Origin of the sequence: Rhodococcus sp. LB1 (assembly GCF_001583455.1) — a bacterium.
Lineage (GTDB): Bacteria > Actinomycetota > Actinomycetes > Mycobacteriales > Mycobacteriaceae > Rhodococcus_F > Rhodococcus_F opacus.
In genome coordinates this window covers 69,741-86,650 of record NZ_LTCZ01000442.1, presented here as the reverse complement: position 1 = coordinate 86,650, position 16,910 = coordinate 69,741, and the positions used below count along the sequence as shown (strand labels likewise).

Below are 16,910 nucleotides of genomic sequence, written 5' to 3'. Positions count from 1 at the left end.
CCGGCGCCTGCGGACCCTCTCCGATCAGGCCTGCGCGAGTCCCCTTGCCAATGAATAGATTTCGGGCAGACTCGCCGCCTCGTCGATGGACGATTGGTCCACCCACGTTTCCAACGCCGCCCGGAGCACGGCGATCGACACGTCGACTGCCAGTCGAATCTGCAAGTCGGCGCAGTCGAACCTCTTCGACACCACATCGACAAGCGCCGCGGTCCGACGCACACTCTCGCGCGCCAGCTCCGCCCGCAGCGCCGGCTCCTTCTTGATGAGTCGGTTCACCCGCAGCAATCGCCGGCAGGCGATCGACAAACTGTCCGAGTACATCGTCAGAGCAGCAGCGAAGGCCGTTTCCAGGGCGAGCCTCGGTGAAACTTCCGAGTCGAGCTGGTCGAGCCCTCCGGCCAAGACCGCCTCGAAGGCCCAGTGATCCCGGAGTGCGGCCTCTTCCTTGGTAGCGAAATATCGGAAGAAAGTTCGCTGCGACACTCCCGCAGCCTGCGCGATCTCTCCGACGGTCGTGCCCTCGACACCCTTGTGTTCGAACAGTGTGAGTGCGGTCTCGCTGATCTCGACATTCGTCTGCTCACGTCGTCGCTCCCGCAGCCCCAACGGGCCGGCGGGCAGGTCAGGCGACACGGAGAACACTTCGAGTCTGGTCATCAACGGCCTTCGCAATCGGTAGGAGCACCCACCAGAGATCGTTCATATCTGGTCAGCAGTTGTCAAGATGGCAGCGTGTGCCATAATGTATGTGAAGGGTAGGTAATCTATGAATCTCAATATCGGTGATATCTTTCTGTACCCGCACCACGGGTCGGTGACAGTCACAAAGCTCACGACCCGGATGTTCAACGATTTGCCCACCGAATACGTACAGTTCGAGGTCGCTCAGAACGGGCTGTCCATCGAGATCCCGGTAGCGAAAGCCGAATCCATCGGCGTGCGAAACGCGATCAACAACGACGAAGTCGGTCGAGTCTTCGACATCCTGCGCGGTCCGACGGTCGACGACCCGTCGAACTGGTCGAGGCGGTTCAAGGCCAACCAGGAAAAGCTGACCGTCGGCGGAATCTTCACGGTGAGTGAAGTCATCCGCGATCTGATGACGCGTTCGCAGGTCAAGCCGCTGTCAGCCGGCGAGAAGCGGCAGCTCGAGCACGCAATGCAGCTCGTCATTTCCGAACTCGTCCTCGCAATGAAGTCCGATCCCGACGAGACTCGGCGCCGCATCGAAGCGATCTACGAACCCGCGTCCGCCTCTACGACGGCGGCTGTCGCAGTCTGAGAACACCATCGGCAGCAGCCCCGAACGAAAGTTCGGGGCTGCTGCCGATTTCGTGTGTCACTTCGCGGCCTGTCACGACTCCAGCGTGGGAGTCGAGATCAGCTGCTGCCGAAGAGGTTTCCGAGTGACCCTGTTCCCGATCCGGCCCCGTACGTGATGACTACCGACGAAACAGCATCCACCCCAGCGACGCTGAAGGTTCCGCCGGGCGCGTAGGACGACCCGCCACCGCCTCCGCCGCCGCCGTAGTTCTCGGCGCCGCCTCCGCCGCCGAACCAGCCACCGCCACCACCGCCGCCCGTGCCCGCGCCGGCACCACCGACACCGGCCTCACCTGGGGAACCATGCGGGTCGGTGCCACCGTTGCCTCCGACACCGCCGGAGTCGGCCGTGCCACCACCGCCGCCACCGCCCCCGCCGCCGGCTTGACCGTCGGGGCCCATCAGGTTGCCCGCGCCACCGATGTAGGTGTCGCCCGCACCGCCGCCGCCTGCGGCGACGAGCTGACGATCCGCCAGCTCACCCGTCCCGGTGCGCACGTCGGAGGCGCCGCCACCGCCACTTGCGCCGGTGCCGCCGCCTCCACCACCGTTGTATCCGGCTTGGCCGGTGCCGTCACCACCGTTGCCGCCGACCTGGATGTACAGCGCGTCACCCGCGGCGACCGTCAACTGTCCGGTCGCGACCGCCGCGGCGCCGCCGAGGATGTCTTCACTGTTTCCACCACGGCCGCCCGTTGCCGTCACCGCCAAGCTGGTGATGCCCTCGGGAACGGTGAACGACTGCGCACTGCCGGTGAATGTGAACGTACAGGTCACCTGGGTGCCGGCGCCCTGCACACAGCCGGCAGGCAACGCCGCCGGCGCGGCAACCGCCACGCTGGGGGCGAGCAGCCCCGAGGCACCCACTACGGCGAGACTACACATTCCGGTCGTGTGCCACCGGCGGCGTGATCGAACGAGGGTTGTGGTCAAAGCAGTCTCCTGTCGCAATGCGAGCATGTTGAAAGCTGGTCCGAGTGGAGCATTCCATAGCGTCCGGCATCCAGTGGGTCTTCCGGTCTCCCGGTCGGATCTCGCGCGAAAGCACCTGGTCACGGGCCATGTCGTCCGCTAATCGGGACCCGCGGTATCGCAAACCGCGCCGAAAGGTCAGTATGAAGGTAAGTAGAACTAATTTGTTCATCTAGGCAACGAGGTATGCATATGAGCGACGCAGCGCCCATCGGTGACGGGATCTTCCAGATTCCGGTGCCGATCACCGACAACCCCCTCGGTCACACCCTGGTGTACGCGATGGAATCACCCGGCGGTCTGATCCTCGTCGACGCCGGCTGGGACGACGACAACGCCTGGAACGGCCTCACCTCCGGACTCGAGGCCATCGGACACTCGGTGAAGGACGTCGAAGGCGTCGTACTCACGCACTTCCACCCCGACCACACAGGTCTGTGCGGGCGGGTCCGGGAGGCATCCGGTGCGTGGATCGCGATGCATGAATCCGATCACGGGATGTTCGAGCACATGTCGACCGGTCATGGTCCCGAGTGGTTGGATTTCCAGAAGGCCAACATGACGCGTGCCGGTGCCGCCCCGGCAGATCTCGAGGCATTCGAGAAGGCAACGAGTGGGAAGCCGCCGGCGGGTCCCGAGTCGGCGCCCGATCGTGTTCTCGTCGACGACGAACTCATTGCCCTCGCCGGCCGTAACCTGCGCGCCGTCTACACCCCCGGCCACACTCCCGGCCACGTCTGCTTCTACCTGGAAGACGCCGACGTGATGTTCACCGGCGACCACGTCCTGCAGAAGACGACGCCACACGTCGGCAATTTCGTGTACCCGCTCGAGGAGCGCGACGGCCTGGCAGAGTTCATGGACTCGCTGCGCCGCGTGCAGACCATGGACATCACCCGGGGACTCGGCGCCCACGGCATCCCGATCGACGACGTCGCGGGCCGCGCCGGCGAACTCATCGAGCACCACGAAGAGCGACTCGACCACCTGTACAAGGCTTTCGGCGACGACCAGATCACCGTGTGGCAGGTGGCCGAGCGCATGAAGTGGTACAAGCCGTGGGCCGACATCTCCCCCATGGGCAAGGGCATGGCGCTGTCCGAGGCAGCGGCCCACCTGCGGCACCTCGTCGCCCGCGACCTCGTCGCCCAGGTTCCCGACAGCGAACCCGCAGTCTTCGCCCGCCGCTGACATGTGAGCGGCAGAGCGTGCCGGGCACGCTCCGCCGCTCACCTGGGCGAGTTCCTACTGTTCGCTTGTTGAGATGGTTTCGTGCCGTTCAGTGTCGTGATGTTGCACTATCGGCGGTAGTTAACGATGAAGTATCGGACCGCGTTGGCGTGTTTCACGCGGAAACGCTCCCTATCCGAGCTCGGCCGTTGCCGACGGGCACCATCCTGGTGGTAGATCCTGCGGCCTGCGCGCCATCTGTCGGGACTTCGGGCGCGGTTGTGGAGTGTTGCCGGGTGTCGTCGTCTGATCAGAAAACCGAATTGCGGCAGGCGGGTCGGGTGGTGAACGGGTGCGGTCAACGTGGTCTAAGTGTGTCGAAGACGGTCACGGAGTTCGGTTCCGGCCTGACGGGAAGCGCACGAAACTACATGAGCTGTGTGCCGATCCGGACGTGACGACGATCGTGTTGGGGCATCGGGATCGGTTGGCCAGTTTCAGGGTTCGGGCTTGAGTACGTCGAGGCGTTCTTGTCGGTACAAGGTCGTACTCTGCTCGTGTTGGCCGACAACGGGGTGGTTGATGATCTGGTGCGGGAGATGACCGAGGTGATGACGTCGCAGTGTGCCCGTATGCACGGGCAGCACGGTGCCCGCTGTGCGGACACTGCCGTGACCGCCGCGACGGACTGCCCATGACGGGCACTGCGGTACTCGCGGATCGGACTGCCGACATCGCTGCGCCGGAGCCGTCTCGGGTGGTGATTCGGGCGTTCGTGTACGTTCTCGATCCAACCCAGGTACAGGTCGAGGCGATGCGGTCGCATTGCGGGGCGCAGCGTTTCGCCTACAACTGGGCACTCTCGCAGGTCAAGGCAAACCTCGACCAACGCGCTGCTGAACGCTCCTACGATGTTCCGGACGCGGAGGTCACCCCGTCAATGTCGTGGTCTGCGTACAGCCTGCGCAAACACTGGAACACCGTCAAGAACGACATCGCCGTCAACCCCGACACCGGGAAGGTGTGGTGGCCGGAGAACTCGAAAGAGGCCTACAGTTCCGGGATCGCGAACTGCGCGGCCGCCCTGTCGAACTGGACCGACGCCCGGTCAGGGAAACGTAAAGGCTCGATGGGATTCCCCCGTTTCAAAAGCAAACGGGCGGTACTCTCCTGCCGGTTCACGACAGGCAGTTTCGGGCTGGTCACCGACGGCGGCGACCGCCGTCATGTGCAGCTACCCCGGATCGGGGCGATCCGGACGTGCGAATCCACCCGCAAACTGGCCCGCAAGACGATCACCGGGACGGCTCGGATCCGGTCGGCGACCCTGTCGTATCGACGCGGCCGGTGGCAGGTGTCCTTCTCCGTCGAAATCACTCTCCCCGCCAGAGCACTCCCCGCCGTCACCGCTTGTCCTCGGTCGGTCGTCGGAGTGGATGTGGGGCTCAAGCACCTCGCGGTCCTCTCGACCGGCGAGATGATCGAGAACCCGAAACACGCCCGCAAGCACGCGAAGAGATTGCGTCGCCTCGGGCGCCGCGCGTCCCGCCGTGTCGGCCCGGATCGTCGCACCGGCCGACTACCTTCCCGCCGGTGGCAGCGCGTCCAGGACCAGATCCGGGCAGTACACACCCGCATCGCCGACGCGCGCCGCGATCACCTGCACAAACTCACCACCCGACTCGTCCGGGACTTCGACACCGTCGTCGTCGAAGACCTCAACATTGCCGGAATGACCCGCTCCGGCGGGGCCTACAAACGCGGGCTGAGCCGGGCTCTGCATGATGCGGGGCTCGCCGAGATCCGGCGACAACTGACCTACAAGACCGAGTGGACCGGCACCAGTCTGCATGTGGCAGACCGGTGGTATCCGTCGAGTAAGACCTGCTCGAGCTGCCAGGTAGTGAAAATCAAACTGCCTTTGAATGTTCGGGTGTTCCTCTGCGATGCGTGCGGTTACCGCGCGGATCGTGATCACAATGCTGCTCTCAACCTCGCTGCCCTCGCAGCGGTTGTTGACGGTGGTGCGTCTTCGGCGAGTTGCGGACGAGACGTAAAAGATGCCCGACAGAAACCAACCATAAGACCCGCCCGGCGGGCAGACGGTATCGCTGCGGGAACACCACCGAGTGGTGAACGTGGCCGGGGTAACCCGGACACTCATGCCGAGTGCACGAATCAACACTCAGCGTGAACGGTCATCTCCAGCCGCACGCCAAGGAGTCGCACTTCCCGATCGTGGTCGAGTCTGTCGACCAATGCTGCTGCCGCGTCGGAGATCACGTCGGGATCGAATGTCGGTTCCGGAAGCGGCCTACTCGTCGTGTGGGTGTCGAACGGGGCGTAGCGCACCTTCAACGCCACTCGCACCGCCGGGCGGTTCTCTGCGAGGATGTCCTCCCTGACCCGGGCGGCGAGACGTCTAATCTCCTCGGTGACGGCCTCCCGGCCGGCGAGGTTCTGCTGAAAGGTAGTCTCCCGGCTGTGCGACCGGGCCACCCAGGGCTCCGCCGAGACCGGGGAGAGATCGATGCCGCGACCGATCCTGGCGTACCACGGTCCCATGTTCGGACCGAGGGTCGCGGCCAATTCCTGATCCGAGGCGTCGGCTAGTTCCTGCACGGTGCTGATACCCAGCGCGGCAAGCTTCTTCGCTGTCTTCTTACCGATCCCCCACAGCGCGTCGGTGGGGCGCTCCCCCATGACAGTGAACCAGTTCTCCTCCGTCAGCCGGTAGATGCCCTGCGGTTTGCCGAAGTCCGTCGCGATCTTGGCCCGTAACTTGTTGTCGCCGATACCGACTGAGCAGTGCAGCCCGGTCGCGTCGAGGACGACGTCGTGCACGGTTCGCGCGAAGGCCTCCGGGTCGTCGGTCTCGACACCCAGAAAGGCCTCGTCCCAGCCCATCACCTCGACGACGACGCCCAGTTTGCGCAACGTATCCATCACGACCGCCGACACCTCGGTGTAGGCCTCGGCGTCGACGGGCAGGAATACCGCGTCCGGGATCTTCCGTGCCGCGATCCGCATCGGCATTCCGGAGCCGACACCGAACTCACGCGCCTCATACGACGCCGTCGACACCACCGCGCGCTCGGTGGGATCCCCGCGACCGCCCACGACGACGGAACGTCCCCGCAGCTCAGGGTGCCGCAGCACCTCGACGGCGGCGATGAACTGGTCGAGATCGACATGCAGCACCCACCGGCGACGCGGCGGAGTGGTCATGGAACCAGTGTGCCTGAACTTGAGAACCTGCAATCCTCGAATCCACGAGGTCTGCCGTGTCCTGATGACGGTTTGGCTTGTCGGTTCTGGATGCACATCCGACAGGCTCTGGCAATCGGCCGCGAGCTCGGTCCTGTCGGATATCTGGATTGGAGGCAATGTGCCGAATTCAGCGGCACGCAGATTATTGGCGGCATCCAGTCGAGAAACGAGACCTCGGCGCGACCATTGTCGGTGACGTGATAAATACTGCTCCTGTGGCGCAGTGGAGCTCCTTGACGGAGAAACTAAGTGGAATCAGCACCTCGATTCGCTTGAGATGGGACGAACTCGAGGACGTAGTCGGTGAGCTGCCACCTTCTGCATCGAAGCACCGCACATGGTGGTCGGGCGATCGCCCCCACGTTCGTGAATGGCAGTCGGCTGGATTCTCTGTCGGCGACGTTCGGCTGGGCACGGAAGTCACGTTCATCCGCACCCCTGCAGAAGATGCCACGGCACACAAGGCCGGTCCCGTCGCGTCCCCCGAGCCGTCAGCACCCGCTACCAACAACTCCGACAACGCAGAGCAGCCAGATCTACTGCTGGTGACCTGCGTCAAGACAAAACTCGACGTCCCAGCAGCAGCCAAGGACCTGTATATCTCGTCGCTGTTCAAGAAGCAACGGGCCTATGCCGAAGTCCGCAGCATTCCGTGGTTCATTCTGTCCGCCGAGCATGGGCTCGTCGCGCCCGATGACTGGCTCGCCCCCTACGAGCGTTACCTTCCTGACACCCCGCCCACCTATCGCGCAGCTTGGGGTGCGTGGGCGGTAGAGCGTCTCGAGTTGCTCGCCGGGCCACTACGCGACAAAGTCGTCGAGATTCATGCTGGAGCTCCCTACATCAATGTGATCGCAGACCATCTCACTGCCAAAGGGGCAACAGTTGTCAACCGACTCGAGGGCCTTGCCATGGGTGCGCGACTCCAGTGGTACGCCTCATTTGATCCTCACTCTGAAGGGGTTCTGGTTTCTCAGAACGAGAACGCCCATGAGGCCACATCATCATTTGTGACGATGCTGCTCGACGAATCCCAGGCAGTCGAACCGACAGAATTCCTCGGGTACAACGGCGAAGGTCTCAGGGTCCCTGGCCTCTACAGCTGGTGGGTTGACGATTCCGGTGCTTCGGACCTGACGATCGGACTCGACACGCAGGTCACGCGTGGACTGATATACGCAGGCCTGGCAGGAGCGACCCGCTGGCCGAGCGGAAAGCGTTCGAGCAACACTCTGTGGTCGCGCATCTCCGGCATGCACCTCGGCGGACGCCACGAATTCTCCACCTTTAGAAAGACTCTCGGATCGATTCTCGCCAACACCGCTGGGAGCGCCAGCATTGACGAAGAAGCGCTCACAGTCTGGATGAAGCAACACCTGAAAGTGTTGACCGTCCCTTACGTGGACGCGGACACGCTGGGGAAGCTCGAGGACGACGTGCTGACGAGTATCGATCCGCCCCTGAATCTTCAGGGAATGGATCCATCGCCGATTCGGAAGAGGCTCAAAGAACTTCGACGTAACCACCGCTGAGGCCGGTCCCCCACCCAACTTGGGGGTCGAATTGCAGGTCTCACCTCGCGGAAAACCGACTCATGCGGGGTCCGCGGCTCGTCTCGTTGGACTCGTCGACATGCAACACCCACCGACGACGCGGCGGAGTGCTCATGGAACCAGTGTGCCGGAATCGACGTACCGCGACCCTCGAATCCTCGACTTCTGCCGCGGCGGAGGTCAGAACACGTCGTCGGCGTCGACAGACGGTATCAACTCGTCGGGGAATCGATACGAGCATCCGAGTTCGCTGGTGGACCGCGTTCCCCAATTGTCCCGGAACCAGGCCACGCAGGTGTTCGCGATCAGGTTCACGTCACGGCTGAAGAGATAGCCGTCCGTGCAGTCTTCGAAGTGGCCGTCGAAATGCCACCTGTCGAGGGTCAAGTGCTTGGCGGAATAGTCGGCGAGCAGCAAATGTCCGAGTTCGACGCGTGATCGACGAAGCATCAACACACCGTCGGCCAGTACCTGAATCTGCGCGCAGACGACTTCTTCGTCGTCGTCTTCACTGACGTAGCTGTTCGGGCCGATCTCGACGATGAGCGCGACCGGTTGGTCGACCAGCGAACCCGTCAACCACTCGACCATTCCCGCCCACGAAACCTCGGGCACCTCGGTGGAATCGACCATCGTCGTCAACCTCCCTCGCTCGCGACCGACTATTGCATGGACGTATCAAAGCAGAAGATTCCGACACATGTGGCCCGAAATCGTTCTGCGTCGAAGAGTGTCGTTTGCGTGATCGTCCGGCGACGCCTGGAGGCATCGGCACCGCGCTATTGCGGTGCGGGTCGAAAGCAACTGCGCCCAAAAAGGTTCGGGCGTAGCCCGGTGCTGTCACGACGTTGCCGCCTACATCGACAGCACCATCTGAGCGAGGAGCCGACCCCATTCGGGGTCCATGGGCTGGTCGCGTTGGACGTAGCCCTCGACCATTGCGCCGATGAGTTCGAGGAACGAGATCGTGGGGCGAGCGGTCCAGAAGACTTCTTCCCGGCCGACGATCGTCCCGTCGCTGGTCTGCCAGCCGAGGGCGGCGAGTCCCTCGGCGATCGCGTCCCGTCGTTCGTCCGACGACGTGCCTGCGGCGAGGGTGAGAAGCACGAGGTATCCGGCCTCCCGCTCGATCTGTTCGGTGCCCAGCGGCAGGCGATCGAGCAGATGACGCCACATCTGTGTCGCGTTGTCCGCCATCGCCGTTCCGAGATTGGTTCGAACGAGTTTTCCCTTGTACTTGCGCACCAGTCCGAGTGTCTTGGCGTACTCGCGGAGCAGGTGGACCGGCCGTTGGTCCGTCTCGCGGTTGCTGGTGGCGGGCCAGTCGTCGAAGCCCGGTAACGCCTGCCGCATCTCCGCCACCACGGCCGGGGGCAGGTAGCCCGCCTGAGTCAGCGTGATGCCGTCGGATCCGATGCGCTGCAGCAACCACCGCAGATGCAGCGTCGCCGCTTCCTGGGCCGCAGGAAAATCACCCTTCCGCGTGGTGAGCTGGGCATGCTCGAGAAGCGAAAAGACATGCGGGGCAGCCTGATGGGGTATTCGTCGCAGCAGGTCGGCGAACTTCGAATCCGTCACCGGCCAGTGGTCACGGATCACGACTTCGATCCGCAGGTTACGGTTCACGGCGTCGACGCCGAACGATTCGGGCGCGAAGCCGGGCCCGACCCACGCCCCGGCGTCGTGGTGGCCGGGGTGCGACGGCGTGGCCAGGACCGTCAGCAGGTCGGCGTATCCGCCCGGTCCGCCGCAATCCTCAGGCGGGCAGGCGCGGGCGCCGGCGAGGCAGGTCACCGTCGGCGCGGGCCCGTCGGCCTCGATCCGTTCGAGGACGATCGTATGGTCCCAGCCGTCGCCGAAGTCGTATTGATAGGACAGGAGCTCGCCGGGTTCGGCCAGAACCTGATCGAGCCGGACCGCGTCCTCGCACAGCTCGTCGTCCTCGTCGGCGAAGCCCTCTTCGATGCTCTCGCGCATCTCGTACCGCTCGGAGGCGGGCGGCTCACCGCCGACCCACGAATGCAGGTGGCTGTCCTGCCAGCCCATGACCGTCTGCACGATCGGATGCAACTCGTTCAGCCGCAGATTCGAGGGCACGACGAACTGCCGCCAGATGGCCGGCGACACGTCGTCGAGTTCGATCCGCAGGTGGAAACTCGCCACGTCTCGGCGACCCGGCCGCTCGGACGGCCGGACGATCACCGGCACGTCGGGAACGACGGACAGGTGTCGGCGTTTACCTGAAGCGGTCATGGCGTCATGTTAGACAGGAGGCAGCGGTGTCCGGCACAAGTGCTGACGATAGCGTGAGCACATGTCGGTGTCCGCAGTTCTCGCAGGTCGGTACGAGTTGCGGGGAGTGCTGGGGCGCGGCGGAATGGCCGATGTCCACGACGGATGGGACCTGCGCCTGCAGCGACCCGTGGCGATCAAAGTGCTGCGCCCGGAGCTCGCCTCCGTCCCCGACACGCGTCGGCGGTTCGAGGCCGAGGCCCGGTTGGCCGCCACCTTGAATCACCCCAACGTCGTCGCGGTGCACGACTGCGGCGAGGACGCCGGAATGGCGTACATCGTGATGGAGCGCCTGCCCGGGCGGACCCTCGCCGACGAGATCTCCGCCGGCCCCCTACCGGACGCGCGGGTGCGGTCGATCCTCGCCGACGTGCTCGCCGCCCTCGGCGCCGCCCACGGAGCCGGGATCCTGCACCGCGACATCAAACCGGGAAACGTGCTGTTCACCGCCGCGGGCACGGTGAAGGTCGCCGACTTCGGCATCGCGAAGAGCGCCGCGTCCGACCACACCGCGACGGGACAGGTGCTGGGCACCGTGGCCTATCTCAGCCCGGACCGCCTCCTGGGCACACCCGCCACGACCTCCGACGACCTCTACGCCGTCGGCGTCGTCGGTTACGAAGCCCTCGCCGGGCACCGGCCGTTCGCCGGCGACAACATCCTGTCGCTCGCCCGGGCCATCACCGACGGAGCGGCCCGACCGCTGCGCGAAGCCCGCCCGGACGCCGATCCGAACCTCGTCCACACGATCGAACGGGCGATGACCCGCGACCCGCAGCAGCGGTACGCCGACGCCCAGACCATGCGGGACACCGTCCTCGGAGCGGCCGGCCCGCATCCGCCACCGACGAGAGCATTCACACCCACCACCTCCGTCCCCCAGCTGCCGCCCGAGCCCCGGCGACCACGGCGGACCGGCCTGATCGTCGCCGCCATCGCCGCGGTGCTGGTGGCCGTGGTCGTGGCGGCACTGGCCATCGCGTCTCAGAATCAGGACGGCACGGTCGGTCCGGGACCGAGCACCACCGCCGTCGTCCCCGCCCCGGCACCCGTCTCGGTCCCGAGCAGTGCCGTCGAGGTCAACCCGGTTGCGCCTCCCCCACCGACCGGCGCTCCGGAACCGAAGACCGGACCGGGAAACAACAACGGCAACAACGGCAACGGGAACAACAAGCCCAAGGACAAGGACAAGGACGGCAACTGACCTAGTCGGACTGCGCGTCTTCGTTTCCAGCCGCTGCGTGAACCTTGAACAGCACGATCTGTTCGTTGGCGAACGGGATGACCGACGCCGGGCTCGCTCCGGCCGTGCGGGGCAGCAGGTGCACGGGGACGTCCGGTTCGACGCCGAGAACGAAGTCCCGCATGGCATCCCGGGCGGGATCGTCGAGGCCGCCGCCGATCACGACGAGGTCGACGTTTCCGTCCAGGAGTGCCTGCCGGATCAATTCGCGGTCGTTGGATGCCACGACGTCCCGCCCGAACCGGGTCAGTTCTTCCTTCAACACGTCCAGCGTGGACTGGCGCCTGCCGATGAGGAGGAGCCGCGGTTCGCTCATGCTTGCGCACCCGTGCCACGGTGCTCATCCACGGCGGCCCGAACTGCGGGCGCTACGTCGGTCGCGAATCTACGGACCTGGGCGAGGTCGTCGCCGTCGGTGCCGAAGACGAACGTGTCCATGCCCGCCTCCACCGCGAGTTCCGTCAGTTGGCTCACCCACTGCTCGGCGGTTCCGTGGAACAACTTATCCGACGGTGTGTCGCTCACCCGGCCGAACACGTTGTAGGCGCGACTGATCGAACTCGGGTCCCGGCCCGCATCCGCCGCACCCGCGTCGATCCGCGCGTGCAGGCCGGGCAGAACCTCGGGCGGAAAGTACGAACTCGACGGGACCCACCCGTCCGCCGAGCGTCCCAGCGCACGCAGCAGCCGGGGGCCGCCGACGCCCAGCCAGATCCCGATCCTGTGCGCCGGGACCGGTCCGGGATGCACGCCCGCGAGGCGATAGTGCTCACCCTCGGAATACACGGCACGCTCACCGGACCACATCAGGCGGATCACCTCGACCGCCTCCTCCAACGCCGTCGCGGCCTGCCCGGGCGTGCGCACGTCACCGCCCATCGCCCCGATCGCCTCCCAGAACGCGCCGGCACCCAACGCCAGTTCGAATCGGCCTCCCGACATCAGGTCGAGGCTGGCCGCGGCTTTCGCCATCGTCGCCGGCGGGCGAAGCGGCAGGCATGCGACATCGGGAAACACGCGCACCCGCTCGGTCCGGGCCAGCAGCATGCCCATCAGCGACCAGCAGTCGAGGAATTTCGCCTGGTACGGGTGATCTTGCACGCCTATCAGGTCGAGTCCGGTCTCGTCGGCGAGGGCGGCGAGTTCGAACGTGTTGGCCAGCAACTCCACCGACGGGGTCACGAACGCCCCGAACTGCAAGGCCCTGCCGTAATCGGTCATGGCGGTCGCGTCCCCTCTCGGATCGCTGAACTCCTTCGATCATCCACCTCCGCGACGTCCGGGAACACCCGCCGCGCAGTCGGAACCCCGCCGGGCGGCATAGTGGGTTCATGACAGACGACACGCACGACGGCCCCGCACCCGACGTCCGGAACGCCCCCGAACTACACCGATTCGAGGTCCGCGTCGATGGTGAACTGGCCGGGTTCACCGAGTACCTCGACGACGAAAATCAACGGATCTTCTTCCACACCGAGATCGGTGACCAGTTCGCCGGGCGTGGCCTCGCCAGCACCCTGATCCGCAGCGCGCTCACCGAGACCGTCGGGGACGGCAAGCGGATCGTGCCGATCTGCCCGTTCGTCGCCGGCTACCTGAAGAAGCACGACGACTTCGCCGACGACGTCGACCCGGTCACGCCGGCCGCGATCCAGGCGGTGCGGCGTTCGCAGGGTTGATCAGGGTGCGCCGTCGGCGCCGCGAGCCTCTTCGAGCTGCCGGATGAGGGTGGCGGCGTCGTAGGGGCCGCTGTGCCGGGCGAGGTCGGTGCCCGTCGCGCCGAGGTAGAACGTGGGGGTCACCCGGAAATCGCTCGACTCGGCGTCGAGTTCGTCGTCGTCGATGCGGTGAACGTAGGTGCCCCTGCGGATGTCTTCCTCGAACCGGTCCATGTCGAGCCCCAGCTCGGCGGCGTAACCGAAGATCTCGTCCTCGGCGAGGGCGTCGCTGTTGGCGAACAGGTGGTCGTGCATCTCCCAGAACCGTCCCTGCGCGGCCGCCGCTTCGCTCGCCTGTGCGGCGAAACGCGCGTGCGGGTGCACGGCGTCGAGGGGCAGATGCCGGAAGACGTAGCGGAGGTCGTCCCCGAAATGCGCCCGGACGTCCCGGATGCTGCCGGTGGCCTTGCTGCAGAACGGGCACTCGAAGTCGCCGTACTCGACGAGGGTGAGCGGGGCATCCACCGGCCCGCGCAGATGATCGCGGCTGGGAGAGACGGGCCGGAGCAGGGTGCGCCCGACGGCCTCCGTCGGCGGGTGCACCCAGTCCGACAGCCGGAACAGCGCCCAGCCGAGGACGGTGGCGATGACCGCCGCCGTCAGGACACCCACCCGAGCGTCGTTGGCGAGTTCGGGTGAGTCGATGGCCAGGTCCACGATGAACAACGAGATCGTGAAGCCGATGCCGGCCAGCGCGCTGCCACCGGCGATCTGGGACAGCGTCAGCCCGGGCGGCAGGCTGCCGGGCCGCAGCTTCGAGAACAGAGCCGTGGCGGCCGTGATGCCGACGAGCTTGCCGACCACCAGGCCGAGCACGATGCCCCACGCCAGCGGCGATCGGGCCGCGTCCGCGAGGGTCTGCCCGGTGATGACCACGCCGGCATTGGCGAGCGCGAAGATCGGGACGACGAGGAACGCCGTGTAGGGCTGGTAGAAGCGCAGAAGCCGCTCGTTGACGGACACCGCGCGCAGCACACCGAGTTGGGCGGCGCGGGCGTAGTCGGAGTTGGGTGACTGCCGGAACGCGCGCGTGAGTTCACCTGCCCGTTCCACCTCGCTGCGCCGCGGCGGATACACGGGCAGGATCAGCGCGATCAACACGCCGACGAGGGTGGGGTGGACGCCGGACTCGTAGAACGCGACCCACGTGCCCGCCGCGACGATGAAGTAGGCGACACCACGCCACACCTCGAGCTTGCGCAACTGGATGATCAGCAGCAACCCGACGCACCCGAGGAGCAGCGGTCCGAGCCGGAGGTTGTCGGTGTAGAAGAAGGCGATGATGGCCAGGGCACCGATGTCGTCGGCGACGGCCAGGGTCAGGAGGAACACGCGCAACCGGGCGGGGCATCGGGGGCCGACGAGTGCCAGTGCGCCCAGCACGAACGCCGTGTCGGTGGAGACGACGACGCCCCACGCACTGGCCTCGGCGCCGCTGGGGTTGAGGATCAGGAACAGGACGGCGGGCAGCGCCAGACCCGCGATCGCGGCGAGAAGTGGGACGGCGGCACGGGCGCGATCGGTGAGTTCGCCGATCGTCAGCTCACGTTTCACCTCTAGCCCCACGACGAAGAAGAACAGCGTCATCAACCCGTCGTTGACCCAGTGCTTCAGGTCGAGGCTGATGCCGTAGTCGCTGATCTGGATGGTCACCGGCGTGTGCCAGAACGACTCGTACGAATCACCGATGTTGGCCCACACCAACGCCAGGATCGTGGCGACGAGGAGGAAACCGGCCGACAGCTTGTCGTCGTCGGTGTCGTCGCGGATCAGGGCCAACCGCGCCGACAGTCGCCGAAGTGTGGTGGGGCTGCTCTGCTCGACCGTCATCTGGTCCTCGTCAGACGTAGTTCTCGAGAACGAACTTGGTGAATCCCTTGCGGATCAATCGCACGGCCTGCTTCTGCCCCTGACGCAGCACGGACTTCGGCACCCACACCTTCGGCTCGACCGACATCGTGAGGTGGACCGACGTCCCGCGCGGGGTGGGGGTCAGCCGGTACTCCCCCTCCTGGCACTTCTGCTTCTCGCTCTCGAGGAGCGTCCACGACATCTGCTCGTCCCCGAGCCACTTGTGCTCGGCCAGCTGCGTGTCCGCGACGCCGAGGACGGCGAGCGTCATCCGCACGGTGCGGGGGCGTCCGTCGTCGAATCGGGACTCGACGACCACCTTCTTGTGCACCACCGACCACTCGGGGATGCGTTCGACGTCCGCCAGCGCAGCCATCACCTGCTCCTGGGGCGCCTCGATCTCGAACTCGCCCGATACGGACAACGCCATCGATTGCTCTCCTTCTCGTCGGATGTACATGCCCTAGAGTTCGGACGCGTAGCGCTCCAGCATGGCAGCAAGATCGCCGGGGCGCGCGAGTGCCGCCAGATGGCCCGTGTCGATGACCTCCGGTGCGATGCCCAGTCGCTCCCGGACGATCCGCTGCATGAAGTCGAGCGGGAAGAGCCGATCGCGCCTCCCGGCGACGACCCGCGTCTTCACGTGCGGCCACGCGTCCGCCTGCCACACCGTCTCGAACGGGGTGTTCGACATGACGGGCGCCTCCTGGCCGAACGCCTCCTCGGTGACGTCGTCGGGCACGTCGTGGAAGAACAGCACCCGCAGGTCGTCGGGCGCGTCCGGGTCGCGGCCCTCCAGCACGTCGAACGCCCGTTTCGCCTCCGGCTGACCGGTGGTCTCCCACCACTGCCCGGGTGCCTCCCCCGGCGCGGGCAGCATCGGTGCCAGGAGAACCAGCAGGTCGACGTCGACCTCGCCGCGCTGACAGACGATCGCGGCGGTGAACGCGGACATCGACTGCGCGACCAGCACGATCGCCCCCTCGACGTCCTCGACCGCATCGACGACGACGTCGGCGAACTCGTACTGGCCCGCGTCGTCGTCGCCGTACGGAAGGTCGACGGCGATCACCGAGTGCCCGCTTCCCTCCAGGATCGGTGCGACGCGGTGCCAGTACCACGAGTCCGTGCCGGCGCCGGGCAGCAGAACGAAGGTTGCGGGCATCTCGACTCATCTCCTGTTTCCGGGACACGAACGGTCGAGTCGAGCCTAAGCGCTACGTGCGCGGGAATGCGCGCCCGAACAAACTTTGCCACTCACCTGCGGGGACCTGAAACGGAAGCGCCGCCGAGGGCGATACATCCAGTAGGTCGGTCAAGAAGGTCCGATCGTGCCGGGATCCACCACACGTTTCGAGAACTGAGCTGACATGTTCACCAACCATCTCTTCGGCGGAATGACCGAACAGGAAATCGACATCGAGATCGCCGACGAGCTGGCGGCCTGACGTAGCTCACCCCGCACGCGAGTGGCGATGTGCACCCCGGCACGCTGCGCCACTCACCTACGAGTTA

At 65.8% G+C, this 16,910-nt stretch carries 16 protein-coding genes; 6 read left to right on the top strand and 10 right to left on the bottom strand.

The window, feature by feature from the left end:
* Window positions 1-24: 24 nt before the first annotated feature.
* Window positions 25-660 (bottom strand): TetR family transcriptional regulator, encoded by a 636-nt coding sequence (locus AZG88_RS48470; RefSeq protein ID WP_061044448.1) that lies wholly within the window; start codon window positions 658-660, stop codon window positions 25-27.
* Between the two features lie 157 nt (window positions 661-817).
* Here AZG88_RS48470 and AZG88_RS48465 point away from each other — a divergent pair, with 157 nt between their 5' ends.
* A complete protein-coding gene (locus tag AZG88_RS48465) occupies window positions 818-1,285 on the top strand; it encodes a CarD family transcriptional regulator (protein WP_231914481.1) in 468 nt (155 codons plus the stop codon).
* A 98-nt stretch (window positions 1,286-1,383) separates the two neighbouring features.
* Here the strand turns inward: AZG88_RS48465 and AZG88_RS48460 are convergent, their stop codons facing one another.
* Window positions 1,384-2,193, bottom strand: a complete 810-nt coding sequence (locus AZG88_RS48460) for a glycine-rich protein (protein WP_061044447.1) — start codon at window positions 2,191-2,193, stop codon at window positions 1,384-1,386.
* Between the two features lie 297 nt (window positions 2,194-2,490).
* Here AZG88_RS48460 and AZG88_RS48455 point away from each other — a divergent pair, with 297 nt between their 5' ends.
* On the top strand, window positions 2,491-3,489 hold the full coding sequence (locus tag AZG88_RS48455; RefSeq protein WP_061701535.1) for an MBL fold metallo-hydrolase: 999 nt from the start codon (window positions 2,491-2,493) through the stop codon (window positions 3,487-3,489).
* Window positions 3,490-4,162: 673 nt separating this feature from the next.
* Window positions 4,163-5,662 (top strand): IS607 family element RNA-guided endonuclease TnpB, encoded by a 1,500-nt coding sequence (gene tnpB / locus AZG88_RS48450; RefSeq protein WP_061044445.1) that lies wholly within the window; start codon window positions 4,163-4,165, stop codon window positions 5,660-5,662.
* Here tnpB and AZG88_RS48445 read toward each other — a convergent pair.
* Window positions 5,647-6,696 (bottom strand): DNA polymerase IV, encoded by a 1,050-nt coding sequence (locus AZG88_RS48445; protein WP_061044444.1) that lies wholly within the window; start codon window positions 6,694-6,696, stop codon window positions 5,647-5,649. The genes tnpB and AZG88_RS48445 overlap by 16 nt on opposite strands.
* Before the next feature lie 275 nt (window positions 6,697-6,971).
* Here AZG88_RS48445 and AZG88_RS48440 point away from each other — a divergent pair, with 275 nt between their 5' ends.
* Entirely contained in the window at window positions 6,972-8,270 is a 1,299-nt protein-coding gene (locus tag AZG88_RS48440) for a DUF6884 domain-containing protein (RefSeq protein WP_231914480.1), read from the top strand.
* Between the two features lie 201 nt (window positions 8,271-8,471).
* Here AZG88_RS48440 and AZG88_RS48435 read toward each other — a convergent pair whose 3' ends face one another.
* Both AZG88_RS48435 and AZG88_RS48430 read right to left on the bottom strand, forming a co-directional pair.
* Window positions 8,472-8,924 (bottom strand): hypothetical protein, encoded by a 453-nt coding sequence (locus AZG88_RS48435; protein WP_061044442.1) that lies wholly within the window; start codon window positions 8,922-8,924, stop codon window positions 8,472-8,474.
* A 222-nt stretch (window positions 8,925-9,146) separates the two neighbouring features.
* Window positions 9,147-10,544, bottom strand: a complete 1,398-nt coding sequence (locus tag AZG88_RS48430) for a plasmid pRiA4b ORF-3 family protein (RefSeq protein WP_061044441.1) — start codon at window positions 10,542-10,544, stop codon at window positions 9,147-9,149.
* A gap of 61 nt (window positions 10,545-10,605) precedes the next feature.
* Between AZG88_RS48430 and AZG88_RS48425 the strand changes: the two genes are divergently transcribed.
* A complete protein-coding gene (locus AZG88_RS48425) occupies window positions 10,606-11,787 on the top strand; it encodes a serine/threonine-protein kinase (RefSeq protein WP_061701533.1) in 1,182 nt (393 codons plus the stop codon).
* A gap of 1 nt (window position 11,788) precedes the next feature.
* On the opposite strand, the gene AZG88_RS48420 is transcribed toward AZG88_RS48425, so the two are convergent.
* Window positions 11,789-12,142: a hypothetical protein gene (locus tag AZG88_RS48420; RefSeq protein ID WP_061701532.1), complete on the bottom strand. Its 354-nt coding sequence runs from the start codon at window positions 12,140-12,142 to the stop codon at window positions 11,789-11,791.
* Window positions 12,139-13,047, bottom strand: coding sequence for an LLM class flavin-dependent oxidoreductase (locus AZG88_RS48415; RefSeq protein ID WP_061701531.1), 909 nt, complete (start codon window positions 13,045-13,047; stop codon window positions 12,139-12,141). Before AZG88_RS48415 ends, AZG88_RS48420 begins: the two co-directional genes overlap by 4 nt.
* 110 nt (window positions 13,048-13,157) lie before the next feature.
* Between AZG88_RS48415 and AZG88_RS48410 the strand changes: the two genes are divergently transcribed.
* On the top strand, window positions 13,158-13,505 hold the full coding sequence (locus AZG88_RS48410) for a GNAT family N-acetyltransferase (protein ID WP_061701530.1): 348 nt from the start codon (window positions 13,158-13,160) through the stop codon (window positions 13,503-13,505).
* On the opposite strand, the gene nhaA is transcribed toward AZG88_RS48410, so the two are convergent.
* From nhaA to AZG88_RS48395, 3 genes are read right to left on the bottom strand one after another with little or no spacing between them, the layout of a single operon-like run.
* Entirely contained in the window at window positions 13,506-15,374 is a 1,869-nt protein-coding gene (gene nhaA, locus AZG88_RS48405) for a Na+/H+ antiporter NhaA (RefSeq protein WP_061701529.1), read from the bottom strand. It lies immediately after the preceding gene.
* Between the two features lie 10 nt (window positions 15,375-15,384).
* On the bottom strand, window positions 15,385-15,825 hold the full coding sequence (locus AZG88_RS48400) for an SRPBCC family protein (RefSeq protein WP_005252560.1): 441 nt from the start codon (window positions 15,823-15,825) through the stop codon (window positions 15,385-15,387).
* Window positions 15,826-15,858: 33 nt separating this feature from the next.
* Complete coding sequence (locus AZG88_RS48395; protein ID WP_005252551.1) at window positions 15,859-16,560, bottom strand: alpha/beta fold hydrolase; 702 nt, start codon at window positions 16,558-16,560, stop codon at window positions 15,859-15,861.
* Between the last annotated feature and the right edge of the window lie 350 nt (window positions 16,561-16,910).

Coding starts and splice junctions, on each gene's coding strand:
- AZG88_RS48470 (WP_061044448.1), bottom strand. CDS start 660: ATGACCAGACTCGAAGTGTTCTCCGTGTCGCCTGACCTGCCCGCCGGC.
- AZG88_RS48455 (WP_061701535.1), top strand. CDS start 2,491: ATGAGCGACGCAGCGCCCATCGGTGACGGGATCTTCCAGATTCCGGTG.
- tnpB (WP_061044445.1), top strand. CDS start 4,163: ATGACGGGCACTGCGGTACTCGCGGATCGGACTGCCGACATCGCTGCG.
- AZG88_RS48445 (WP_061044444.1), bottom strand. CDS start 6,696: ATGACCACTCCGCCGCGTCGCCGGTGGGTGCTGCATGTCGATCTCGAC.
- AZG88_RS48435 (WP_061044442.1), bottom strand. CDS start 8,924: ATGGTCGATTCCACCGAGGTGCCCGAGGTTTCGTGGGCGGGAATGGTC.
- AZG88_RS48430 (WP_061044441.1), bottom strand. CDS start 10,544: ATGACCGCTTCAGGTAAACGCCGACACCTGTCCGTCGTTCCCGACGTG.
- AZG88_RS48425 (WP_061701533.1), top strand. CDS start 10,606: ATGTCGGTGTCCGCAGTTCTCGCAGGTCGGTACGAGTTGCGGGGAGTG.
- AZG88_RS48420 (WP_061701532.1), bottom strand. CDS start 12,142: ATGAGCGAACCGCGGCTCCTCCTCATCGGCAGGCGCCAGTCCACGCTG.
- AZG88_RS48415 (WP_061701531.1), bottom strand. CDS start 13,047: ATGACCGATTACGGCAGGGCCTTGCAGTTCGGGGCGTTCGTGACCCCG.
- AZG88_RS48410 (WP_061701530.1), top strand. CDS start 13,158: ATGACAGACGACACGCACGACGGCCCCGCACCCGACGTCCGGAACGCC.
- nhaA (WP_061701529.1), bottom strand. CDS start 15,374: ATGACGGTCGAGCAGAGCAGCCCCACCACACTTCGGCGACTGTCGGCG.
- AZG88_RS48400 (WP_005252560.1), bottom strand. CDS start 15,825: ATGGCGTTGTCCGTATCGGGCGAGTTCGAGATCGAGGCGCCCCAGGAG.
- AZG88_RS48395 (WP_005252551.1), bottom strand. CDS start 16,560: ATGCCCGCAACCTTCGTTCTGCTGCCCGGCGCCGGCACGGACTCGTGG.